Here is a 23,702-nt window from a genome sequence, read left to right as displayed (position 1 = left end):
TAATCGTTCGGAGGGAGTGTAACAGCTACTGAGGTAACAAAGAAGGAGGAGTGGTTCCTTTGCGATTAGCTCTAACTGCGTCAGTCATAAATTCTAAAATATTGCGATTCTGAGAGCGCAAACTGGTAATAACCGTCAGCATTCTGGACACAAAAACACTACCCTCCTCACTCTGAGAGCCAAAACTGTTTTTTCGCCAAAGGACAGCAGGATGAATCGCCCTTTCCGCAGCATTGTTAGTGGGTTCTAACCCCTCAACCGCAACAAACAGCCATAATGCGGGTTCTACTTTTAAGAGTTGCCGGCAAGTTCGTACTGTATGAGCCAAAGGTGTCTTTTCCCTATGGGCAATCTGATAATCAGCCCCTTGTTGCAAGAGTTTTTTCAATCGTTCTCGTAGGGGTAAAACCGCAGCCTGAAAATTCTCAAAACTTAAAGTCCCATCTCGAACTTTAGACCACAGTCGAAATAACCTTTTTTGTTGCGCTAAAAGGTCTCTCCCTAATTGACGCGACACTCCCTTTCGTTCTGAGATTTTGGTAAATTCTCGTTTTAAGTGCGCCCAGCACAGTTGTCTTTGGGAGACATTAAGCCAATTGTAGGCGTTATAGCGGTCACTGTTGAGAATTCCACTAAACTTTTCACCCAATAAGGATTGGGCCGCTTCTGTCGAACGCGCCAACATCACTTGAAACAGAGTCACTAAGGGAGTCACAGCCACCCATAACCAAGCCTTTTTTTTCTCTGGATTTTTGCCATCAGCATTTCCCTGCTTGAATCCTGTCTCATCCGCTCCCACTATTCTCTGACTTTGTACATAAACTTTGGCTTCCTCTACAGCTATTGATACGGCCTCACTGCCCTGATTTCTCAAACGACTAACTGTTCCTAATCCTATTTTCAATCCAAAATAATCCGACAGGGCTGACACTACCATACGGTGAGAATGACGATACATCCCACTCATCAATGACACTCTTAGCTACTACTCTTTCCCCATAACCACTCCTTTCTACTTCTGGGGGTAATATCGCTCTCGTTTTTTGTCCACAATTATCACAAACTCTTTCATGTAGCCTATGTTCTACTATTTCTAGAACGATGGGCGGTATCTCTACTATTTGATGACGATAGGGGTTTGGGTCTATTCCCCTTAGTTTTTCGGAATTGGTATCGTCTGATCAAAGTTGGAAAAAGTTATGGTGTAAGGCTTTGAGAAAATAGAAAAATAGTTTAAGACTAGACATCGGCCCGTTTTTATTATACTATTATTATTGTCATTATATCAAAGAAGAAGGAAACAGAAAACAATGTCAATATTAAAGAAAAGCTCTATGGAAATCCTGAATGATGTTGGCTTGTGCCAAGAAAAAGAGGATGCCTTATTCAAGAAAAACTGTCCTCATTGCTATAGTGAAAATGTAAAAATACATTCTCATTCTAAGTACAGGACAAAAGGCTTGAAAAGTATACGAGAAAGGGGTTTCATGGAAGATGAACGTAATGTAAGAAAACCCATGAACCAATATAACGCATTGAAACAAGCCCTAAAACCCCATTTGGGATGGCATGGTGCCAGACTCTCCTTCCTAGCCTTGTTCTTACTCGCCCTCCTCAAAGTGAAAACGGTTAACCTTAAAGAATTGGCTCTGGGTTTTGAAGGTCGGGCATTGGTGGATTCTCATTACAAACGCTTACAACGCTTTTTCTCAGGATTTGAGCTGGATTACCATCACATTGCCCGTATTGTAGTCAGTTGGCTGGATATCCCTCAACCTTGGGTATTAAGTATTGACCGCACAACCTGGGAGTTTGGCAGTCATGGTTATAATATCCTCACTGTCGGCATTGTCCATGAAGGAGTAGCCATTCCCATCTTGTGGTGGATGCTTAGCAAGAAAAAGGGCAATTCTAACAGTGATGAACGAATGCGTTTTATCGAGGAGATGCTCAAGATTTTTCCCACCGCCCTGATTCGTTGTTTATGTGGCGACCGTGAGTTTATTGGTCAGGCTTGGCTTCGCTATCTTCTGCTCGAACCGCTACTGGCTTTCTGTCTGAGAATTCGGGCTACGGACAAGATTGAGCACAATGGCAAGCTTTTGGCCGCCAAAGTCATTTTTGCCCATCTTGCAAAAGAGTGAATCTCAACGTCTTCAAGGGAGTTGTCGGGTTTGGGGATATCCTGTTTCTGTAGAGGCTCTTCGCTTGCCTGATAATTCTCTACTCATCGTCATTGGACATCCCGATTCCCAAGGTCTTATTCACGATTATGCCCTGCGTTGGGGCATTGAAACCCTTTTTGGCATCTTTAAGACTCGTGGCTTTTGCTTGGAATCTACTCACTTTACTGACCCCAAGCGTCTTCGTAAGCTTTTGGCTTTACTGACTTTAGCTTTGGCTTGGTCTCTCAAAACTGGTCTAGCAATTCATCATCTTCATCCCATTCCCCTCAAGAAACATGGTCGCCTAGCGCAGAGTCTTTTTCGTCTTGGTTTTGACCATCTTCGTCATCTTGTTCTTAATCCTTCTCTACCCAATTTTTCTCTTTTTCTCGACTCCCTACATTTTTTGTCCTGTACTTAGATATCTAGCAATAGATAGAACAAATTAGGGTGTAATAAACATCCTGACAGTAAGCTTAATTTATGAGAAAAGAGCGGTGCTAGTATATTGGGAATTTTTAGACAAAAAAGGAAATAGTAATTTAACGGCTCAAAAAAGGGTATTAGAGAAGGCAATAAGCCTATTCTCAGAATACAAAATAGTGATATTAGGGGACAGAGAATTCTGTTCAGTCACACTGGGAAAGTGGCTAGGAAAGAAGGGTCTATACTTTTGTTTGAGACAGAAAAAGACGACAAATGTGTCGGAAGATGAGCAGCTTTACCAAGAAATGAGAGCGTTGGGATTATCCCCGGGAACAAGTCTATTTTTTAACGAAGTAAACGTTACCAAAATGAAAGGATTTGGAGGATTTAATTTAGCCTGTAAATGGAAAAAGACCTACGGCGGATTTAAGACAAAAGAGCCTTGGTTTATCTTGACAAATTTAGGAAGCCTAGAGGAGGCAATTAAATCGTATCAAAAAAGATTTGGTATCGAGGAAATGTTTAGGGATTTGAAGTCTGGAGGCTATAATCTAGAGGGAACAAATCTAGAGGCAGAACGACTATCAAAGCTATTAATTGTGGCAGCGATTGCCCATACGAGTGCAATTCTACAAGGTCAAATGGTCAAGGAAAAAGGAATTCAAAAATATGTGGTCAGACCAGAATCGAAAAGAACGAGTAAACGTCGTCACAGTAGCTTTTATGTAGGTCAACACCTCCATTTGTGGCTGGGACTACGGCAGATGTATGAAAAAATAATTCAAGAGCTAATGCAAATTAGTCGTCATCGGTTGAGGGATTACATTCGAGGTCAGAGGGCTATGGAGCTTGCTATGTCTGTCTTCTAGCTATCTTGTCGCCCCAGCAGTCGAATGTGATGAGCTTTGGTCATTTGTTTTCTCCAAAGAAAATAAGTTTTATGTCTGGTTAGCTATAGACAGAACAACAAGAGAAATTGTTGGTTGTTATATTGGGGGCAGAAGCCGTGCATCAGCCAAAAAACTTTGGGCAAGTTTGCCTGCTGTTTACCGACAATGTGCCGTTGCTTACACGGATTTTTGGGTATCTTCTGAGAAAGTTATTCCCAGTAAACGTCATCGAGCAGTCGGTAAAGAGACGGGACAAACTAATCATGTTGAAAGATTAAATAATACCTTTCGACAAAGAATCTCTCGACTGGTGCGAAAAAGCCTCTCTTTTGGAACTGGTATCGTCTGATCAAAGTTGGAAAGTTGGAAAAAGTTATGGTGTAACCCACATTCCGTACATAAAAAAAGAACAAAGAAAATAAGAAAAGTCATTATGACAAAAGATAATACTGACAAGTAGTAGCCCCAAAAAAGCGCAAAATCCTCTCTCGCTCAAGCGTTAGATTGATTATTTGGGGACAATTATCCAGTACAACCCAATGAACTCCTCTCAACATCTGAAAAATCCAACGCAGTGTCGGACGCTGAGTCGGCTTTCCCAACTGGTTAGGCACAGTCTCCTCCTGCTCTGCCAGAGCCAGTCTCAGTTTACGTTGTCCCAAGCTGTACACCAGTAAACACAACACCATGATGAAACTCAATGCCATAATCCGCTCAGGGGTTTTGAGAAAAACACTGGACGCAAAAAACAGAGGGTCTTTAAGGAAGCGAAAACCTCGCTCTACCCCTTGCTGTTGCTTGTAGTGGACAAGCAGTTGCTCATCGCTCAAAGAGTCTCCATCTAGCTGATTCGTCGCCAAGACAAAACGTCCTGCTGCCCGCTCCGCAAGTTCAACTTTCGCCATATTGAGACTTAAAGTGGCTTGAGCAGGGTAGCTACGACGAATCGGCTGTTCATGGAGTCGGGGCTTACCTCGATGACCGTAATGACATTTTTCCACTACGCTTAGGTCTGGCACTGGTATCGTCTAGCTAGAAGCTACAAACGTTGCAATACGAGAGGTTCAAGAAATCAGGCGAATTTGGAGTAAGTCCTCCCAAGTTAACCCTTTTTCAATTATACCGAGAGCTACAGCAGGAACTTCTCTAGTCGTAAAATGGCTGCGAACAAAGTTATGAACCATCCAGAAAATATCTAGGACTCGCTGTAATCCCACAACAGATTTAGCATAAGTATTTGTACGACGACGAAAGGCGGCTAAATAGCGTCGGATAGCACTATTAAATGCCTCAACGTGGTTGGCATGGACGTCCTTTTCTTCTGGTTTTTCTGTTGTCTCTGGATGTTCTGGTTTCGGAGTTTCTACTTTCTTTAGTTTACCCTCAGAATCTCGACGTTTACTACTCTTATTTTTTAGTCTTACCACAAGACCCTTCGGTAATACTTTGGTGGGACGACCTCGCTTTCCAGTCCTTAATACTTCGTGACAAATATTAAATAGCAGTTGACTATATCGCTTTTCTCCATCTGTAAATAACTGGAGAGATTCTGCACTCCTTTCAAATAATTCCGCTACCGTCATCATTGCTTCTAGAAATAATTTCTGCTCTTTTCGACCACATTTTAAATGCCAAATAAAGCGGCTAGCCCTGTCCATGAGGACGATTGTCCACCCCTCAGAGGCACTTGCTTCTTTATTTTTTCCAACTTTTGTGTATAGTTCATCCCCTTCTATTACTAATTTAACAAATTCATTCACTAAGGCGTATAAAAATAATGTCTCTTGTAATCCTGATAATTTCTTTTCCCAATTCAATATTGTTGTTTTCGCGTAGCCGAATACTCGGGCTGCTGCATTCAATCCTATTCCTTCCATTCTGGCTTTTAATACTTTTACAATTTCACTTAATGGGGTTTCTAAGCCAGCGATTACGCTACCATAAGTCTCAGCAAAACAAGAACTACATTCTTGACAAATGAACATTTTACGTTCCCCGTTACCTTTCGTTTGATAATGAGAATCTAAGTACAGGACAAAAGGCTTGAAAAGTATACGAGAAAGGGGTTTCATGGAAGATGAACGTAATGTAAGAAAACCCATGAACCAATATAACGCATTGAAACAAGCCCTAAAACCCCATTTGGGATGGCATGGTGCCAGACTCTCCTTCCTAGCCTTGTTCTTACTCGCCCTCCTCAAAGTGAAAACGGTTAACCTTAAAGAATTGGCTCTGGGTTTTGAAGGTCGGGCATTGGTGGATTCTCATTACAAACGCTTACAACGCTTTTTCTCAGGATTTGAGCTGGATTACCATCACATTGCCCGTATTGTAGTCAGTTGGCTGGATATCCCTCAACCTTGGGTATTAAGTATTGACCGCACAACCTGGGAGTTTGGCAGTCATGGTTATAATATCCTCACTGTCGGCATTGTCCATGAAGGAGTAGCCATTCCCATCTTGTGGTGGATGCTTAGCAAGAAAAAGGGCAATTCTAACAGTGATGAACGAATGCGTTTTATCGAGGAGATGCTCAAGATTTTTCCCACCGCCCTGATTCGTTGTTTATGTGGCGACCGTGAGTTTATTGGTCAGGCTTGGCTTCGCTATCTTCTGCTCGAACCGCTACTGGCTTTCTGTCTGAGAATTCGGGCTACGGACAAGATTGAGCACAATGGCAAGCTTTTGGCCGCCAAAGTCATTTTTGCCCATCTTGCAAAAGAGTGAATCTCAACGTCTTCAAGGGAGTTGTCGGGTTTGGGGATATCCTGTTTCTGTAGAGGCTCTTCGCTTGCCTGATAATTCTCTACTCATCGTCATTGGACATCCCGATTCCCAAGGTCTTATTCACGATTATGCCCTGCGTTGGGGCATTGAAACCCTTTTTGGCATCTTTAAGACTCGTGGCTTTTGCTTGGAATCTACTCACTTTACTGACCCCAAGCGTCTTCGTAAGCTTTTGGCTTTACTGACTTTAGCTTTGGCTTGGTCTCTCAAAACTGGTCTAGCAATTCATCATCTTCATCCCATTCCCCTCAAGAAACATGGTCGCCTAGCGCAGAGTCTTTTTCGTCTTGGTTTTGACCATCTTCGTCATCTTGTTCTTAATCCTTCTCTACCCAATTTTTCTCTTTTTCTCGACTCCCTACATTTTTTGTCCTGTACTTAGACTTTACCTACCTGGCCCAGCAATCTTATCCTCAGTGACTATCCACAAGCTGTTCAGACTCAGATTTTAAACAAGGTAGAAGCCTTTGAGCGTTTTGTTAACCTTAATGCCATTGCTTTAGGGCTACTTCAAATTCTCGCCTTAGAGTTACCCCAGGGGGTGCGACCTTTAGTTGATGAAGGAAAAGAAAAGTGTTAACATGAGATGAAAAGTGACAAAGAGGAAACAATGATGACAGCAAAACTAATTAATGTAGAGGGTTCAAAGATAAAAATAGAACTAACATTAGAACTCAGTCGTTCAATGTTGGATACAGAAATAAATATTCAAAAAGGCTTAAACGAAGTAGGTTGCATCGCCAGCAAAGAAGCCTTGAAATATTTAGATACAGATGGTTCACCCTTAAAAATCGGTGAAGAAATCTGGAAGAGTAAGGGAGAGCAACCGAAAGAATATCAAACACCTTATGGTGAGGTTATAGTGAATCGTCATGTATATCAGCGTTCACCTTTGAGGAAAAACGTATTGCCCCTTAGAAAGAGAAGCAAGGATAATCATAACATCAACGCCATTATTGGCAAAACAGGTATCCTCAAAAATGCAGGGCAAACGCATCTTATCCGAGTAAAACCTTAAGGAGATAGTCCTCGTCCCAACCAGCGCGTAGCCGTTTATTCTTGATACCAAGTTTCAGAGTATTTTCCTTTGTGAGCAAGTTAAGAGCGATATGGCGTAAGACGGCTAAATTCTCAGGAGCAAAATCCTTACGAATGCGACAAGCATCCTCGTTGAAGGCCAAGTCTAGAACCCAATGTAAAGAGTTTTCTATCAACCAATGACTACGAACAGATTGGGATAATTTTTGAGCATTACTCGGCAGGCTACTGATATAGTAGCGGGTCTCATACTCTGTTTTGTCTTTCAATCGTCTCTCCGCTTTAATCATACAGATGCTCGTCAACTTTGCCCATTTCTCCCCACCCAGCAAAAATTCTGTTTGTTCCATCGTCCAGCAACGGCGAATTTCAATCCGTCCATGTCCCTTGTCTATTGTTTGATGAAAATCATGCTTAATTCCCGCAAAATTAACCGATTGAGCATGAGCAAATAATTGTTCAACATCCTCACATAGATTACCTTGATTGCCTTTCAATGCCAAAACATAATCTCCCCCTCGCCCTACTATCTGTTGGGCAATCTTTGTCTGAGTTCCCATGGCATCAATCGTTACGATACAACCTTTGACCTCTAGCATTTTCAGGAGTTTGGGTATCGCCGTGATTTCATTCGATTTGCTTTCCACCTTGCACTGTCCTAGTACTAGACGATTTGCTGTTGCCCATGCACTTACCATCTGAATTGCGCCCTTTCCGTTGGCATTATCATAGGAGTGGCGAAGGGTTTTGCCGTCAATCGCTATCACTTCCCCTTCACTTACCTCCGCTATACTTTTGACCCAATGCAGAAAACAGTCTTGAAATTGCTCTGGATTCAGACTAGCAAATACACGCGCAAACGTATCGTGGGAGGGGATGCCATTTGGCAATTCCAAAATTTTTTTTAGCCATTGATGTTTAGCCTTGCCGAAACTTTCCATGGCTACCCAACCTTCTGCTCCACAAATGACGGCTAAGATGGCAATCGTTAGAATATCAATGAGTTTATGCCGTTTTGTTCGTTCGATGCGAGGGTCATCTATTTCGGCAAAGTGTTCTACCAGTCTATATTTGGGTCGGAGTTTCATCGCTTTTGTTTTCTATGCACTTTCCCTTATTTTCCCTTATCCATCCCTCTATAATGTTCTTGTATCTGTATCATTTTTAGATGCGTTCGCCCTGCTCAAAAATGTCAGGGATGGCAGGCAAAGAGGTGAAAAATGATTTATTAGAAAATCATGGTAGAAAAGTAGCGCTATCCTATATCCAAAGATTGAGTGAAGCAGTAGGAAGTGTGGTACAGGCAAAAGAAGAAGCGTGGAGTTATGCCCCGCCCAAGGAGGATAGCCAAATTGCAACAGTGGGAATAGGATTAGATGGAACCTGTATGCTGATGTGTGAGGATGGCTACCGTGAAGCAATGGTGGGAACCGTTTCCCTATACGATAGTGAGGGAGAACGTCAACATACAATCTATCTAGGTGCGGCACCAGAGTATGGAAAAAAGAGTTTTCTAGAAAGATTAGAAAGAGAAATTGAGCGAGCGAAAAAACGTTATCCAGAGGCAACATTGGTCGGGATAGCAGACGGGGCAGAATCAAATTGGAAGTTTTTAGAAAAGCAAACGGAAGAACAGATATTAGATTTCTATCATGCCTCTGGTTACTTAGGTGCCTTGGCAGAAGCGTTGCATCCGAATACCGTGTCAAAACAAAAAGAATGGTTGACTGAAAATTGTCGAGAACTCAAGCATGAAAAAGGAAAAGCAGGAGAACTGCTAAATCTGATGAAAGAAGTCAAAGAAGAAAAAAGTCATTCTAAGAATCTTACCGAGAAACTACAAGCGGCGATTACTTATTACGAGAATCATCAGCATCAAATGGATTATGCTGAATACATAGAGAAAAAGTATCCGATTGGTTCAGGTGTTACGGAAGCAGCTTGTAAGACGTTGGTCAAACAACGATTATGTTGTTCAGGGATGCGATGGAAGGAAAAAGGAGCAGGAATTATTTTGAGCCTACGAGCTTTGGTATTGACCAAGGAACGATGGAGTCAATTTTGGGCAAAACTTGATCAATATGGGTTCCCTGTAGAACCCTGATTACAACAGCTTTTATCAACTGAAGGTCGCACCCCCCAGGGGATTTGGGCTAATTTTCCTCGATGGTTTCGGACATTACCATCCCATGGCTACCCTAGTGAACGGATTGCTCAACTAGCCCTTCAACATCAAGCCCAAATGATTTTTCCTCAAAGTCCACCCAGTCTGCTTTTGCCTAAATTCCTTGCCGCTAAACTTGCCTCTTCCCCAAGCCCTGATATGCTTACTTTGGCCGCATAGTTATTACCTTATCTGGCATCCATAAACTTCGCACTGTCCAGTCGTTAAGATGTTGCCCGATAAATATCAAAGCACTGGTGCCTTGGGATAGTTAAGACTGTCTCGCCAGAAAGTACTATTTAGATTTGGTACGCAAATAAACAGCAAGAGTCAGGTAGTGAAGGACACGATAAGTTAGTCCTCATGATCCTCAAAAGGATCGCTCAACTTGGCAGAAGGCGGGCCAAAGGCCGTGTAGATAGCAAATCCAGTAATGCCGATCAGGATGACCGCGAAGGTGATGCTAAGAACTATTGCAGGTTCCATAGGTTAGATTGATTGTGATACCGCTTTTCCTATAATATTACAGAACGTTACAAAATCTAATTTAGCGATACTGCGGGTAATCTATGGCACAGCGCACTTGGTTAGGAGATATCCTCAGACCTCTCAACTCTGAGTACGGTAAAGTTGTTCCAGGTTGGGGAACCACCCCTGTTATGGGTGTTTTTATGGGTCTCTTTCTCGTCTTTTTATTGATCATCCTACAAATTTACAACTCCTCTCTGGTTCTAGAAGGGTTCTCCGTAAATTGGGGAGGTTAGAACTTCTGTCCTTTTACCTTTTTTGTCAATTATTGACCGCTTGATCCCGGTTCTCCGGGGTCTTTTTCTCTTTTTTGTGATGATGGAGCGATCGCGATGAATGTTTTTGGGATTGGTTTGCCAGAGATGGCCTTGATTATGGTCATTGCCCTTTTAGTTTTTGGCCCGAAGAAGTTACCGGAAATTGGTCGCAGTATGGGTAAGGCCTTGCGGGGCTTTCAGGATGCTTCTAAGGAATTTGAAAGTGAATTTAAGCGCGAGGCTCAAAATATCGAAGAATCGGTCAAGATGCAGGCTCGTTTAGAGGAAGAAAAGACGGCGGCCAAGGTGGAATCCGATAGTGCTAGTTAGATTTGTGCTCGCTAGAATGGGGCTAACAATGGAGTAGATAACGAGGCTGGGGTGATGATCGCGATTCGGCCTGAAGGGGTTTATTGGAAAACAGCAGATTTAGCCCTCTTTCCCGATAACGACAATCGTTATGAAATTATTGGCGGAGAGTTACTGGTGACTAGAGCACCTCATTGGCGGCATCAAGTTGTGGCGGATAATATTTGTCTGGCCTTAAAACGATGGTCTAGGGAATCCGGCTTGGGGGAAGCAGCAACAACTCCGGGAATTATTTTTGATGATCATGACAATGTGATTCCTGATGTGGTCTGGATTAGCCAGGAACGGTTAGCGACACTGCTAGATGAGGCAGGACATTTAACCGGCGCACCGGAATTAGTGATCGAGGTTTTATCCTCTGGGGAAAATCAGGAAAAGCGCGATCGCCAATTGAAGTTTAAATTGTATTCGGTGCAAGGGGTGCAGGAATATTGGATCTGCGATCGCCAAAGAAAACAGGTAGAAGTTTATCGGCGGGAAAATGGCGTTTTGAAATTAGCGGTGACGTTATACCCTGGCGATCAGTTAACCAGTGTTTTGTTACCAGGCTTTAGGGGCGATGTGGGGGAGTGGTTTACATGATCTTAAGCCGATGCTTTGCCGTGCGTGAGAACCCAAGTAGGCTAAAATCTTCTAGACCCTTTTGATGAAGTCCTGAATGTTTTCCCGTCAACTCAGTTTTTTTAGTGCCGTCAGTTTAACAACGGTGATCACGGTTCTCTTTCACGGTGCCTGGGTTGCTGCCCAACCGGTTGTCGAGGCTCCCAAAGAGGCGATCGCCACATTGAATTGGTTTCAGGGAATTGTTCTGGGATTCATCCAGGGGTTGACAGAATTTTTGCCCATTAGTAGCACTGCCCATTTAAAAATTATTCCTTTGGCCCTGGGTTGGGGTGATCCAGGGGTTGCCTATACTGCGGTTATCCAATTGGGAAGTATTGCGGCGGTGATTTGGTATTTTTGGCAGGATTTAAGTCAAATTACCCTAGGAATGATCCAGGCTATTCAAACGAAGCAATATGATTCCCTCGAATTTAAACTGTCTCTAGGTATCGGTTTAGGCACGATTCCTATTGTCCTTTTTGGACTATTGTTAAAAATCTTCGTGTCCGATTTAGATAATTCTCCTTTACGCAGTTTAACGACGATCGCGATCGCCTCTATTGTCATGTCATTGCTATTGGCCCTAGCCGAAAAATTGGGAACCCACCGTCGGCAGTTTGAGAAATTACGTTGGCAGGATGGAGTAACGATGGGATTGGCCCAGGCTATGGCCATTATTCCAGGAGTATCTCGCTCTGGTTCTACCCTGACAGCCGGTTTATTTATTAACTTGGAAAGGGCAACCGCCGCCAGATTTTCTTTTCTATTAGGTATTCCAGCCATTACCTTAGCCGGTTTATTGGAATTAAAAGATGCCTTTAAAGCAGGATTTTCAGGAACCACTGTACTTCCGTTAGTCTTAGGAGTCATTTCAGCCGCCGTTTTTTCTTACCTTTCTATTGCCTGGTTACTGGAATTTTTGAAGAAACAAAGCACCTGGGTTTTTGTTTGGTATCGATTAGTATTTGGGATATTAATTTTGGTCTTTTCAGGTTTTCTGTCCCGTTCTTAGGGTTTAACCATGAGTTTTCGTCCCCGTAAACGTTTTGGACAACATTGGTTACGCAGTGAGTTAGCCCTGTCTAAAATTGTAGCGGCCGCAGAACTTTCACAAAAGGATCATCTTTTAGAAATTGGGCCAGGAACAGGGATTTTAACTCGTCGTTTACTTCCCCAAGCGGCTTCAGTTGTAGCAGTGGAAATTGATCGGGATCTCTGTCAGCAATTAAGCAAAAGTTTAGGAAAAGTTGAGAATTTTTTACTATTATCTGGGGATATTTTAAATCTCAGTTTAGAGGACTGTTTACAAGCCTTTCCCCATTTTCGCCCCATTAACAAAGTGGTTGCCAATATTCCTTACAACATTACCGGCCCCATTTTGGAAAAATTACTAGGCACGATCGCTCAACCCAGACAACCCAGTTACGACAGCATTGTTTTATTAATGCAAAAGGAGGTGGCCGAACGGTTGGTAGCTCAACCTGGAACCAAACTCTATGGTGGATTGTCGGTCAGAGTCCAGTATTTAGCCCGTTGTGAATGGATTGCCGAGGTTCCCAAAAAAGCCTTTCAACCGCCTCCCCAGGTCGATTCAGCCATCCTTCGCCTATCACCCTATACCTTGACAAGTCCAGCCCATAATCCCCGTTTTCTGGAGCAATTGGTGAAGTTAGGGTTCGCTAATCGGCGTAAAATGTTACGCAATAATCTCAAAAGTTTACTAGACGGCGATCGCTTAATGCCAATATTGAAAGACTTGCAGATTGAAGCCCAGGTAAGGGCCGAAGAATTAAGTCTGTCTCAATGGATTGACCTAAGTAATCAATTGGAAAGTTTGCTTAAAACTCCCTAATATTTCCTGCTATTTTCTAATATACGCAGGGCGAACGCATCTTATTTTTGAAAGGTAGGCTGGATAAGGGTTTTCGAGATCATGATTGATTTTTTATGAAACGCTGAAAGGCTTATCAGATAAGGAGTCTAGAATTTAGATGCGTTTGCCCTGCTAATATACGCCTTCTGGTGGGGCGACAAGAGTAGGTAAAAGTCCTGTGTAGCAAGGATTACAGTAGAAAGAAACAAGACAAGATACTCTATAAAAAAGTACAATAACCCCAAAAGGAAAACATGATAGCAAAAGAATATGAAGCCACTCTACAAGAGAATCTAAGTCGAGCCGAATACTTATTCCTATTTGTAGTAGTAGGATGCTTGCAAATATTACAAGATATGAGGTTAGAAAGAATAGCGGAAGCTCTACCAATTCCCATCTTAATGGAAAGTAGAAGGAGAAAAATACAGAGATTTTTAAATCTGGAAAAACTAAGTATAGAGAAAATCTGGTTTCCCTGTGTAAAAGAGTTAATAAAGAAGCCAGAAAAATGTGTTAAAAATGGCTGATTCCGAATTAGTTTGTGTCTTCTTGTATTTCTAAAAGCTTCTTGCTCAAGGGCTTTACGGAAAAACATACATCAAACATCGTCTTTTGTACCTTCCAATGAGTGTTATTGAGCGAAAAACACGCCATCAAAGAACTTTTGAACGGGATTCAGGAGGCTCAAAGCCTTATTCTCTCGTAGCCACAAACTCATGCGGAACTAGGTTTGAATAACGAAGGGAAGTATTGAAGTTTCTACGGGCGAGGGATTAAAAGTAAGGGTCATTTTTCCAATCCTCCTGATCATACTCTCATTATGAGAGGAAGCTTGTCAATAATTTTTTGCCATATTTGTAATAATGTAAAGAAATGTAACAAAATTAGCCCAAAAACTCAGAATGACTCAAACAGTAATCGTCATTGGGGCAGGAATTGGCGGTTTGACCTCCGCAGCCCTGTTGGCCCGTTGGGGTTATCAAGTTACGGTTTATGAACAGGCGATCGCGGTAGGGGGCTGTGCATCAACCTTTCGGCGGCGCGATTTTATCTTTGATGTGGGAGCCACCCAGGTCGCTGGACTAGAAATGGGTGGTATTCATCAGCGTATTTTTCAACTGTTAGAGATCCCCTTACCGGAAGCCAGTTTTTGTGATCCAGCCTGTGCTGTGTTTTTGCCTGGCGAAAAAGAGCCGATTAACATTTGGCGTGATCCCCTGCAATGGCAACAGGAACGACAATTCCAATTTCCTGGTAGTGAACCCTTTTGGCAATTGCTTAGTAAATTGTTTCAAGCTAGTTGGCAATTCCAAACCCGTGATCCGGTTTTACCACCTCGTAATCTCTGGGATCTTCAGCAGTTAGTGGCCGCTTTACGACCCGATACGTTAATCACTTTTCCCTTTGCCTTGTTAACTGTAGGGGATGCGCTGCGGTTGTATGGTTTAGGGCGAGATCAGCGTCTCAAAACTTTTTTAGATTTGCAACTGAAACTTTATTCCCAGGTAAATGCGGAAGAAACGGCTTTGCTCTATGGCGCGACGGCGTTGGCGGTTTCCCAGGCTCCCCAGGGACTTTATCATTTACAGGGCAGTATGCAGGTGTTAAGCGATCGCCTGGTAGCGGGTTTAGAAAAATATGGCGGTCAAATTCACTTGCGTCATACCGTTGAGCAAATTCAGACGGAAGGAAAAACCGTTAAAAGTATCACTGTTCGCGATCGCCGCACGGGCCAAACTCAGAGAAAAACGGCCGATCACATTGTTGCCAATGTCACAGTTCAAAATTTAGGAAAATTACTAGATTTTGTGCCGGCTAACTATCAACAACGGCTAGATAAATTACCGGAACCCTCTGGAGCCTTTGTGGTCTATTTGGGCGTTACTGAAGCCGCCATACCGGCAGCCTGTCCTCCCCATCTCCAATTTCTCTACGATCAGGATGGCCCCCTTGGCGAAAATAATTCTCTCTTTGTTTCCGTCAGCAAGCCAGGTGATGGTCGCGCTCCCTTGGGTCAACGAACTTTAATCGCCTCTTCTTTTGTCGAGGTTAAACCCTGGTGGTCAGCTTCTCCAGAGGAATATCAAGCCCTTAAAAAAAATTACACCGAAACGGCGATCGCCCATTTAAACCGCTATTTTCAGTTAAATTCCCAGACTATTTTGCATCAAGAAGTCGCCACTCCTCGTACCTTTGCCACCTTTACCGCCAGGGAACAGGGTTTTGTGGGGGGAATCGGTCAACGGCTTTCCAGCTTTGGCCCCTTTGGCCTTGCCACTCGTACTCCTTTTCAGAATCTTTGGCTAGTGGGAGATTCTACCCATCCAGGAGAAGGAACTGCCGGCGTTAGCTATTCGGCCTTGACCGTTGCTCGACAAATTCTGGCTCAATCCTAGCGATCAGACAAGCTTCAAGCTAAAATCAGGATAAAAATTGTTACATCAATAGCTTCAGGGAAAAGCCTAAAATTATGAACGCAACTGGATTAGTTATACAAACCCTGCTTAATTTCATCAATATTTATTTATTGTTGATTTTTATTAGAATTTTATTGTCCTGGTTCCAAACCGCAGACTGGGCAAGTAGTGCGATGGGTTTTCTAGCTCCGATCACTGACCCCTATCTCAATATTTTTCGCTCTATTATTCCCCCTCTGGGCGGTATGGATTTTTCTCCGATCTTAGCGATTCTCGCTCTGCAATTCTTGTCCTCTGCCCTAGCCCAGGTTCCAGCCATGGCCTCTTTCTAATATTTTCTAGATAGTTGATTAGGCAGTGGAGAAGGTTAATGATAAGATAGATTTCGTTGCGGGTGTAGTTCAGTGGTAGAACGTCATCTTCCCATGGTGAATGTCGTGAGTTCGAGTCTCATCACCCGCTTATCAAAAAAATGGGTAGAAACCCCGTCGTTCTACGACGGCTTTATCTCAATTCGTAAGTTGTGCAATCCACATATAGTGATAGTGCGATCGCCCCTTAACTCTGCAAAAAAGAAAAAAGTGATCGCTTTCAAAATTGAGAGAGTTCAACTGGTCGGCAACCATCCAAACAGTTTAGCGGCTCCACCAATGAGAGCAACAATCAGTGCAACTAAGACTCCTCGATTAATAAATTCCTGATTATCTAGACGTTTATCAATGCCACTGACTTTTTCGTCTAGGGTTTTAATTTCGCCCGACATTTCCACTTGCCCAATTTCCAATTTATTAAGCTTTTGGTTAACTTCGGCAAACTGCCTGTCTATTTTCTGATTGACTTCAGCAAACTGTTTATTGACTTCGGCAAATTGCTTGTTGACTTCGGCAAACTACCTGTCCATTTTTTGCTCAAAGCGATCTAGAACATCTTCGAGGGTATAGCTAACTGTAGTGGGTGTGGTTGTCATGGCTCATTCAAAGAACTGTTAAGTAGGGCTTGCTGAAAAAGTCAAAAAACGAAAGAAATGTGGGTTAGGGAAGTATGGACTGAAAAAGCATAGATAACTTATCCTTATGGAAACAAATCAAAATACAGATTTTGTTTAATCTATTGTTCCTTTCTGTCTAAAAAGGTCAACACAAATCACTCCTCACAAAAGAGAGGAAAATTAACACCATTTTTCACAAGAAAAACGACTCTACAACTTTTTACTTTTTGTCTTCTGAAGTAGAGTAGAAAGATTCATTACCAAAAAGTTCATCGCAATTACCGTTTCCGAGGTCTCAGGTAGTTTGGCCATCACTCGACCAAGACTAAATTTCCTCTTTCCCTGTCCGAATTTACCCTCAATGGCATTACGCACTCTTTCATCTGAGCGTGCCTCTTTCTTTTTTTCTTTGCTCACCTCTTTCGGCGGTCTTCCCAATCGGGGACCACTCATTCTTATATCCCTTTCTTTACAATAAGCTCGATTCGCTTTTGTTCGATAGATTTTATCCACATGAACCGATTCCGGATAACATCCTGTTTCCCTTTTATATTCTTCTATTCGCGCTTGTAAATCTCCCGATTCGTTGTAATTATCCCAACTTAATTTGTCTAAGAAGACAAAGCCATTCACATTACTTGCCGATATTTTAGCTCCAAACTCTACTGCTTTTCCCGCTTTTCCACGCACTATTGGACGCACGTGAGGTTGGCTTACACTCACAATTCTGTTTTCTACTTTATTTGTCTTTTTTTCATACATTTCTAACTGTTGCTCATACACTTTTCCTATCGTTACAAGCTCTTCTTGCTCTTTTTTCGTTAGTTTTTCTAACTTTGCTCCCTCTTCTATCATTTTTTCTATATGAGACAAGTTTCTTTTTATATATCCTAGTTGTTTTTTTGTTCCTTTTCTTCTTTCTTTTTTTGACACACGACGTTTTTTTGCTATGGCTAAGTACTCTTTTCTTGCCACTTCCCTATAAGTCCTCGGCTTTTCTTTCCTTTTCTCTTTTATTTCTTCATACAGCTTATCTATTATTTTTTCTGTTTTTTCTCTGGCATCATTCAATATTCCTATATCCGTTGGATATTTTATATCTGCTGGTGTACAAGTCGCATCTAACAATAACTTTCCTTCATTTTCTTTTTTTTCTGACGCTACACCCGTCGCTTTTTTTTCTATTTCTTTATTAATTTTATTTATTAATTCCATTCCTATTTTTTTACGAAAATGAACCATCATTGACGCATTAAATGCTTCTTTGCTACTATAGCTTTCCATTCCTATAAAGTACTGTAAATAAGGGTTCTCTTTTATTTGTTCTACTGTTTCTCTGTCACTTTTTCCTGAAATTTCTTTGATAATTAATGCTCCTAATGCCATTCTAAATGATTTGGCTGGGGCTCCTTTTTTTTCTGTGAAGTTTTTTGCATATTCTTCCTCATATTCTTCCCAAAGAATCATTTTTGACATTTCTATCCAACGATTTTCTTCGTCTAACTGCCCGCCGAACAGATTTTTCAAGTTTTCTGGTGTTTCAATTGAGTACTGTTGCTTTCGGTACATCTGCTTTCTCTCTTCTTAATGCAATGGTTTTGAGGCATTCTACCCTATTTTCGTGCATTCTAGCGGTTCTTAATTCGCCTACTATTTTTCTCCGTAAAGGTCTCAGCTTTTTTCAGCAAGCCCTAAGTAGGGTCTGCTGAAAAAGTCCACAAAACGAACCTAGATGCCACAGGAGGCGAAAAATGGTGACTTCAGAGAGTAGTTTCCAATTTCAACCCCCAGTTTTCCAACGACGTGCATGGGCTTTGAGCCTCCAAAGGCCATAACCTTGCACCTGATCGTTTTTAAAATGCTTGAAAGCATTATCTGGCAAGGGTTCTATACTTATTCAGCAAGCCCTAAGTATATTATAAGCAATCGCCGATTAGTGAATAGTTGATAGTGAATAGTTGATAATTCTCGATTCAAAACAGCAATTTTGTAGGGGCGCAAGGCTTGCCATTGGTGTCAACTTAAGCCAAAATGCCTACTCACAAAAGATTAGCCTAAAAGCAGGCGGAAGTAAGAGTAGGCTGAAAAAAAGGTTAGTATATAAAAAAGTGAGCAAAAAACAAATGGCAAGACAACATCCTCGGAGAAAAGGAAACCCAGACTTACGTCGTAAGACAAATCAGCCAGGGGTAGAAATCCCTGAAATAACAAAAGAGTTGTTTGAATTACTAGAACCCACAATGTTTACACCATTAAAATATTTACAGGGAACTCATGAGAAAATGATGAGAGATAGGGTGTTAAATTTACCAGTAATGGTGGCATTAGTGTTAAGTATAGTGTATCGTCAAATAGCGGGTATAAGTGAAGCGGTAAGACTGTTAGAGGAAGAGGGATTGCTATGGGTAGCATCATTAAAAGTAAGCAAACAGGCAGTATCAAAAAGAATGATGAATGTGCCAGCCGAAATATTTGCAATATTACTAAAGGTAGTGTTAGAAAAAGCAGCCGAAAAAGGGAAGAAGCTCCAAGTAGGAGAAAAATGGGAAAAAATAAGAGAAAAGTTTAGTGCAGTGTGGATAGCAGATGGCTCAACGCTAGAGCAGATAAGGAAAAATATGAAAATAAGTAGGGCTTGCTGAAAAAGTCAAAAAACGAAAGAAATGTGGGTTAGGGAAGTATGGACTGAAAAAGCATAGATAACTTATCCTTATGGAAACAAATCAAAATACAGATTTTGTTTAATCTATTGTTCCTTTCTGTCTAAAAAGGTCAACACAAATCACTCCTCACAAAAGAGAGGAAAATTAACACCATTTTTCACAAGAAAAACGACTCTACAACTTTTGGTTCTTCTGGCTTTGCGGTAGAAGATGTATAATAAGATACACTATATGAGGATGGCATCAATGTTATTTTTTCTAGAAAATCTGGTAGATTTGCCAAAGGTAAACATAAGAAATGTGATTCAAGAGGGAAAACAAGCGTTTTTAATACTGAGTTGTCAAGAGGAAGAAGTCAAATGTAATTATTGTGGTAGCTTAACGGATGAATTACATCAGACGAACAGTGTATTAGTAAGGGACTGGGTGCGACCTTTAGTTGATAAAAGCTGTTGTAATCAGGGTTCTACAGGGAACCCATATTGATCAAGTTTTGCCCAAAATTGACTCCATCGTTCCTTGGTCAATACCAAAGCTCGTAGGCTCAAAATAATTCCTGCTCCTTTTTCCTTCCATCGCATCCCTGAACAACATAATCGTTGTTTGACCAACGTCTTACAAGCTGCTTCCGTAACACCTGAACCAATCGGATACTTTTTCTCTATGTATTCAGCATAATCCATTTGATGCTGATGATTCTCGTAATAAGTAATCGCTGCTTGTAGTTTCTCGGTAAGATTCTTAGAATGACTTTTTTCTTCTTTGACTTCTTTCATCAGATTTAGCAGTTCTCCTGCTTTTCCTTTTTCATGCTTGAGTTCTCGACAATTTTCAGTCAACCATTCTTTTTGTTTTGACACGGTATTCGGATGCAACGCTTCTGCCAAGGCACCTAAGTAACCAGAGGCATGATAGAAATCTAATATCTGTTCTTCCGTTTGCTTTTCTAAAAACTTCCAATTTGATTCTGCCCCGTCTGCTATCCCGACCAATGTTGCCTCTGGATAACGGTTTTTCGCTCGCTCAATTTCTCTTTCTAATCTTTCTAGAAAACTCTTTTTTCCATACTCTGGTGCCGCACCTAGATAGATTGTAGGTTGACGTTCGCCTTCACTATCGTATAGGGAAACGGTTCCCACCATTGCTTCACGGTAGCCATCCTCACACATCAGCATACAGGTTCCATCTAATCCTATTCCCACTGTTGCAATTTGGCTATCCTCCTTGGGCGGGGCATAACTCCACGCTTCTTCTTTTGCCTGTACCACACTTCCTACTGCTTCACTCAATCTTTGGATATAGGATAGCGCTACTTTTCTACCATGATTTTCTAATAAATCATTTTTCACCTCTTTGCCTGCCATCCCTGACATTTTTGAGGATACCTGTTTTGCCAATAATGGCGTTGATGTTATGATTATCCTTGCTTCTCTTTCTAAGGGGCAATACGTTTTTCCTCAAAGGTGAACGCTGATATACATGACGATTCACTATAACCTCACCATAAGGTGTTTGATATTCTTTCGGTTGCTCTCCCTTACTCTTCCAGATTTCTTCACCGATTTTTAAGGGTGAACCATCTGTATCTAAATATTTCAAGGCTTCTTTGCTGGCGATGCAACCTACTTCGTTTAAGCCTTTTTGAATATTTATTTCTGTATCCAACATTGAACGACTGAGTTCTAATGTTAGTTCTATTTTTATCTTTGAACCCTCTACATTAATTAGTTTTGCTGTCATCATTGTTTCCTCTTTGTCACTTTTCATCTCATGTTAACACTTTTCTTTTCCTTCATCAACTAAAGGTCACGCCCAAGGGACTTGTCTATCTCTGGTCAAATGGTATATCTGAAAGTCCCTCGTCGTAAATTTTACTGTAAAGATTGTCAAAGGTTTTTTACAGAAAATCTAGAATTTATGGAAGCCCGTAGGAAATACACAGTGAGGTATGAAGAATATATTTATGGACGAGTAAATGTGAGCAGTGTGGAACAAGTAGGTAGAGAGGAATCTCTATCATGGGATCAAGTGAATGGAATTTACCAACGTCAATGTGAAGCTAAAAAAAAAGATTGGCAAGGAGTAAAACACCTCGGGATGGATGAAATAGCGAAACGAAAAGGTCATCAGAATTTTGTAACAGTGTTAGGAGATATAGAGAAAGGAGAATTAATAGAAGTGATAGATAGTCATCAACAAGATAAAATCATCGAAGTGCTGATGGAGAAAGAATTAGAGGTGAGGGAAGGAGTAGAACAAGTGAGTGTAGATATGTGGGGAGGATTTCCTAAAGTAATAGAAAAAGTATTTCCGAATGCAGTAATTGTAACAGATAGATTTCATGTAATGAAGGCGTTGAATGAAGAATTGAATAAAATCCGTAAACAGACAAAATTGAATGTAAAAATCAAGGGAGAAAAGTGGCTATTATTAAAAAATAAAGAAGACCTAAAAGAGGAAGAGTTAGAAAAACTAGAATTGGTGTTAAAGCAATCTGCTCGTTTGCGTAAAGCGTATGAATATAAAGAGTCATTTAGAGAGATATATGAAAAAGTAAATGATAAGGAAGAAGGAAGATTAAAATTTACAGAATGGTTAGAGAATGCAAAGAGCATTTATACAGATGTAATTAGGGCTTGCCGAAAAAAAGCTGAAACTCTTACGGAGAAAAGATAGTAGCCGAATTAAGGACAGGCAGAATACAGGGAAATAGGTTAAAATGGCTTGAAAACCTTGCCGGAAAAGGAGGCAAAACATATGTACGGAAGACAACAGTACGAAACTAAGACACCAGAAAACTTCAAAAATCCGTTCGATGGGCAGTTAGACGCAGAAAATCGTTGGGTAAAAATGTCAAAAATGATTCCCTGGGAAGAATATGAGGAAGAATATGCAAAAAACTTCACAGAGGAAAAAGGAGCACCAGCGAAATCATTTAGAATGGCGTTGGGGGCATTAATCATCAAAGAAATGTTAGGAATAAGTGATAGAGAAACAGTGGAACAAATTAAAGAAAATCCTTATTTACAGTATTTTATAGGAATGGAAAGCTATAGTAGCGAAGAAGCATTTAATGCGTCAATGATGGTTCATTTTCGTAAAAGAATAGGAATGGAATTAATCAATAAAATTAATAAAGAAATGGTAAAGAAGTTCGAGGGAGTAGTGTCAGAAAAAAAAGAAAATGAAGGACAGCTATTGTTAGATGCAACTTGTACACCAGCAGATATAAAATATCCAACGGATATAGAAATATTGAATGAAGCAAGAGAAAAAACAGAAGAAACAATAGATGAGCTTTATAAACAAATACAAGGAAAAGAGAAAAAAAAGCCAAGAACGTATAGAGTAGCAGCAAGAAAAGACTACCTAGAGATAGTCAAAAAACGTCGTGTGTCAAAAAAAGAAAGAAGAAAAGGAATAAAAAAACAACTACAATATGTAAAAAGAAACTTGTCTCATATAGAAAAAATGATAGAAGAGGGAGCCAAGTTAGAAAAACTAACGAAAAAGGAGCAAGAAGAGCTTGTAACGATAAGAAAAGTGTATGAGCAACAGTTAGAGATGTATGCAAAAAAGACGAATAAAGTAGAAAACAGAATTGTGAGTATAACCCAACCTCACATCCGTCCAATAGTGCGTGGCAAAGTAGGAAAAGCAGTAGAGTTTGGAGCTAAAATATCGGCAAGTAGTGTGAATGGCTTTGTCTTCTTAGACAAATTGAGTTGGAATAATTATAACGAATCGGGAGATTTACAAGAGCGAATAGAAGAATATAAAAAGGAGAGAGGATGTTATCCCGAATCGGTTCATGTGGATAAAATATATCGAACAAAAGCGAATCGAGCTTATTGTAAAGAGAGGGGAATAAGAATGAGTGGTCCCCGCTTGGGAAGACCACCGAAAGAGGTGAGCAAAGAAAAAAAGGAAGAGGCCCGCTCAGATGAAAGAGTGCGTAATGCCATAGAGGGTAAATTCGGACAGGGAAAGAGAAGATTTAGTCTGGGTCGAGTGATGGCCAAACTTCCTGAAACCTCTGAGACTGTGATAGCGATGAATTTTTTGCTAATGAATCTTTCTACTCTACTTCAGAAGACAAAGAAGAAAACAAAAAGTAAGAAGTTGTAGAGTCGTTTTTCTTCTGAAAAATGGTGTTAATTTTCCTCTCTTTTGTGAGGAGTGATTTTTGTTGACTTTTTGTAGAAAGAAAGGGACAATAGATTAAACAAAATCTGTATTGTGACTTCTTTCCATAAGGAAAAGTTATCTGTGCTTTTTCCGTCCATACTTCCCTAACCCACATTTCTTTCGTTTTTTGACTTTTTCAGCAAGCCCTAATTAGCACAATTCGTAGGAATTTGGACTCTATTTGTAACTACTTTTTGAGTCGAACGACGAATGGGGCAATGGAAGGCATCAATAATCGTCTTAAACTAATCAAGCGTCAAGCTTATGGATTTATGAACTTTGATAATATGCGAAATCGTTTTTTAGCTTGCTTTTCATGATAAGCTTTAATTATCACTCTTTGTTC

19 protein-coding genes, 1 tRNA gene and 7 pseudogenes are annotated in these 23,702 nt (G+C 41.0%); 19 read left to right on the top strand and 8 right to left on the bottom strand.

What is annotated here, in order from left to right:
* Positions 1 to 25 precede the first annotated feature (25 nt).
* A complete protein-coding gene (locus KA717_36430; protein ID UXE60879.1) occupies positions 26 to 967 on the bottom strand; it encodes an IS66 family transposase in 942 nt (313 codons plus the stop codon).
* 550 nt (positions 968 to 1,517) lie between these two features.
* On the opposite strand from KA717_36430, the pseudogene KA717_36425 reads away from it, so the two are divergent.
* The 3 genes and pseudogenes from KA717_36425 to KA717_36415 all read left to right on the top strand — a co-directional run bounded on the left by KA717_36425 (position 1,518) and on the right by KA717_36415 (position 3,812).
* A pseudogene (locus tag KA717_36425) lies at positions 1,518 to 2,586 on the top strand (IS4 family transposase).
* A 76-nt stretch (positions 2,587 to 2,662) separates the two neighbouring features.
* The gene (locus KA717_36420; GenBank protein UXE60878.1) at positions 2,663 to 3,460 is read left to right on the top strand and encodes an IS4 family transposase; all 798 of its coding nucleotides are present in this window, start codon (positions 2,663 to 2,665) and stop codon (positions 3,458 to 3,460) included.
* Between the two features lie 19 nt (positions 3,461 to 3,479).
* A pseudogene (locus tag KA717_36415) lies at positions 3,480 to 3,812 on the top strand (IS1 family transposase).
* A gap of 100 nt (positions 3,813 to 3,912) precedes the next feature.
* Here the strand turns inward: KA717_36415 and KA717_36410 are convergent.
* Both KA717_36410 and KA717_36405 read right to left on the bottom strand, forming a co-directional pair.
* On the bottom strand, positions 3,913 to 4,500 hold the full coding sequence (locus tag KA717_36410) for an IS1634 family transposase (protein UXE60877.1): 588 nt from the start codon (positions 4,498 to 4,500) through the stop codon (positions 3,913 to 3,915).
* Positions 4,501 to 4,545: 45 nt separating this feature from the next.
* Positions 4,546 to 5,466, bottom strand: a complete 921-nt coding sequence (locus tag KA717_36405; protein UXE60876.1) for an IS1 family transposase — start codon at positions 5,464 to 5,466, stop codon at positions 4,546 to 4,548.
* 115 nt (positions 5,467 to 5,581) lie between these two features.
* On the opposite strand from KA717_36405, the pseudogene KA717_36400 reads away from it, so the two are divergent.
* Together KA717_36400 and KA717_36395 are read left to right on the top strand one after the other, a co-directional pair.
* Positions 5,582 to 6,650 (top strand): annotated as a pseudogene (locus tag KA717_36400) (IS4 family transposase).
* A gap of 204 nt (positions 6,651 to 6,854) precedes the next feature.
* Positions 6,855 to 7,286, top strand: coding sequence for a hypothetical protein (locus KA717_36395; protein UXE60875.1), 432 nt, complete (start codon positions 6,855 to 6,857; stop codon positions 7,284 to 7,286).
* On the opposite strand, the gene KA717_36390 is transcribed toward KA717_36395, so the two are convergent.
* Positions 7,267 to 8,394, bottom strand: coding sequence for an ISAs1 family transposase (locus KA717_36390; GenBank protein ID UXE60874.1), 1,128 nt, complete (start codon positions 8,392 to 8,394; stop codon positions 7,267 to 7,269). The two genes, KA717_36395 and KA717_36390, sit on opposite strands and share 20 nt — an antisense overlap.
* A 101-nt stretch (positions 8,395 to 8,495) precedes the next feature.
* Here KA717_36390 and KA717_36385 point away from each other — a divergent pair, with 101 nt between their 5' ends.
* On the top strand, positions 8,496 to 9,410 hold the full coding sequence (locus tag KA717_36385; protein ID UXE60873.1) for an ISKra4 family transposase: 915 nt from the start codon (positions 8,496 to 8,498) through the stop codon (positions 9,408 to 9,410).
* A gap of 414 nt (positions 9,411 to 9,824) precedes the next feature.
* On the opposite strand, the gene psbN is transcribed toward KA717_36385, so the two are convergent.
* On the bottom strand, positions 9,825 to 9,956 hold the full coding sequence (gene psbN, locus KA717_36380) for a photosystem II reaction center protein PsbN (GenBank protein UXE60872.1): 132 nt from the start codon (positions 9,954 to 9,956) through the stop codon (positions 9,825 to 9,827).
* 83 nt (positions 9,957 to 10,039) lie between these two features.
* On the opposite strand from psbN, the gene psbH reads away from it, so the two are divergent.
* From psbH to KA717_36335, 9 genes are all read left to right on the top strand, one after another.
* A complete protein-coding gene (gene psbH / locus KA717_36375; GenBank protein UXE60871.1) occupies positions 10,040 to 10,234 on the top strand; it encodes a photosystem II reaction center protein PsbH in 195 nt (64 codons plus the stop codon).
* 96 nt (positions 10,235 to 10,330) lie between these two features.
* The gene (locus KA717_36370; protein ID UXE60870.1) at positions 10,331 to 10,585 is read left to right on the top strand and encodes a TatA/E family twin arginine-targeting protein translocase; all 255 of its coding nucleotides are present in this window, start codon (positions 10,331 to 10,333) and stop codon (positions 10,583 to 10,585) included.
* 54 nt (positions 10,586 to 10,639) lie between these two features.
* Positions 10,640 to 11,206: a Uma2 family endonuclease gene (locus tag KA717_36365; GenBank protein UXE60869.1), complete on the top strand. Its 567-nt coding sequence runs from the start codon at positions 10,640 to 10,642 to the stop codon at positions 11,204 to 11,206.
* Positions 11,207 to 11,282: 76 nt separating this feature from the next.
* Complete coding sequence (locus KA717_36360) at positions 11,283 to 12,239, top strand: undecaprenyl-diphosphate phosphatase (protein ID UXE60868.1); 957 nt, start codon at positions 11,283 to 11,285, stop codon at positions 12,237 to 12,239.
* Between the two features lie 9 nt (positions 12,240 to 12,248).
* Positions 12,249 to 13,079 carry a 16S rRNA (adenine(1518)-N(6)/adenine(1519)-N(6))-dimethyltransferase RsmA gene (rsmA, locus tag KA717_36355; GenBank protein UXE60867.1) on the top strand — a complete coding sequence of 277 codons (831 nt, stop codon included), beginning with the start codon at positions 12,249 to 12,251 and terminating at the stop codon, positions 13,077 to 13,079.
* Positions 13,080 to 13,354: 275 nt separating this feature from the next.
* Entirely contained in the window at positions 13,355 to 13,627 is a 273-nt protein-coding gene (locus KA717_36350; GenBank protein ID UXE60866.1) for a hypothetical protein, read from the top strand.
* Between the two features lie 375 nt (positions 13,628 to 14,002).
* Positions 14,003 to 15,496 (top strand): C-3',4' desaturase CrtD, encoded by a 1,494-nt coding sequence (gene crtD / locus KA717_36345; GenBank protein ID UXE60865.1) that lies wholly within the window; start codon positions 14,003 to 14,005, stop codon positions 15,494 to 15,496.
* A 74-nt stretch (positions 15,497 to 15,570) separates the two neighbouring features.
* Positions 15,571 to 15,849: a YggT family protein gene (locus KA717_36340; protein UXE60864.1), complete on the top strand. Its 279-nt coding sequence runs from the start codon at positions 15,571 to 15,573 to the stop codon at positions 15,847 to 15,849.
* Positions 15,850 to 15,907: 58 nt separating this feature from the next.
* Positions 15,908 to 15,979 (top strand) — tRNA-Gly (locus KA717_36335).
* A gap of 145 nt (positions 15,980 to 16,124) precedes the next feature.
* Here the strand turns inward: KA717_36335 and KA717_36330 are convergent.
* Both KA717_36330 and KA717_36325 read right to left on the bottom strand, forming a co-directional pair.
* Positions 16,125 to 16,301 carry a hypothetical protein gene (locus KA717_36330; GenBank protein UXE60863.1) on the bottom strand — a complete coding sequence of 59 codons (177 nt, stop codon included), beginning with the start codon at positions 16,299 to 16,301 and terminating at the stop codon, positions 16,125 to 16,127.
* A gap of 435 nt (positions 16,302 to 16,736) precedes the next feature.
* A pseudogene (locus tag KA717_36325) lies at positions 16,737 to 18,074 on the bottom strand (IS5 family transposase).
* Between the two features lie 539 nt (positions 18,075 to 18,613).
* On the opposite strand from KA717_36325, the gene KA717_36320 reads away from it, so the two are divergent.
* Complete coding sequence (locus KA717_36320) at positions 18,614 to 19,147, top strand: hypothetical protein (GenBank protein UXE60862.1); 534 nt, start codon at positions 18,614 to 18,616, stop codon at positions 19,145 to 19,147.
* Positions 19,148 to 19,626: 479 nt separating this feature from the next.
* Here KA717_36320 and KA717_36315 read toward each other — a convergent pair.
* Positions 19,627 to 20,908, bottom strand: a pseudogene (locus KA717_36315) (ISKra4 family transposase).
* A 99-nt stretch (positions 20,909 to 21,007) separates the two neighbouring features.
* Between KA717_36315 and KA717_36310 the strand changes: the two are divergent.
* The 3 genes and pseudogenes from KA717_36310 (at position 21,008) to KA717_36300 (ending at position 23,676) form a co-directional block, all read left to right on the top strand.
* Positions 21,008 to 21,844, top strand: coding sequence for an ISL3 family transposase (locus tag KA717_36310; protein ID UXE64891.1), 837 nt, complete (start codon positions 21,008 to 21,010; stop codon positions 21,842 to 21,844).
* 81 nt (positions 21,845 to 21,925) lie between these two features.
* Positions 21,926 to 23,263, top strand: a pseudogene (locus tag KA717_36305) (IS5 family transposase).
* A 281-nt stretch (positions 23,264 to 23,544) separates the two neighbouring features.
* A pseudogene (locus KA717_36300) lies at positions 23,545 to 23,676 on the top strand (transposase).
* The last annotated feature ends 26 nt before the right edge of the window (positions 23,677 to 23,702 follow it).

Source organism: Woronichinia naegeliana WA131 (assembly GCA_025370055.1).
GTDB lineage: Bacteria > Cyanobacteriota > Cyanobacteriia > Cyanobacteriales > Microcystaceae > Woronichinia > Woronichinia naegeliana.
Note: the sequence above shows the minus strand (reverse complement) of the source record. Positions and strands in the feature narration are given on the sequence as shown.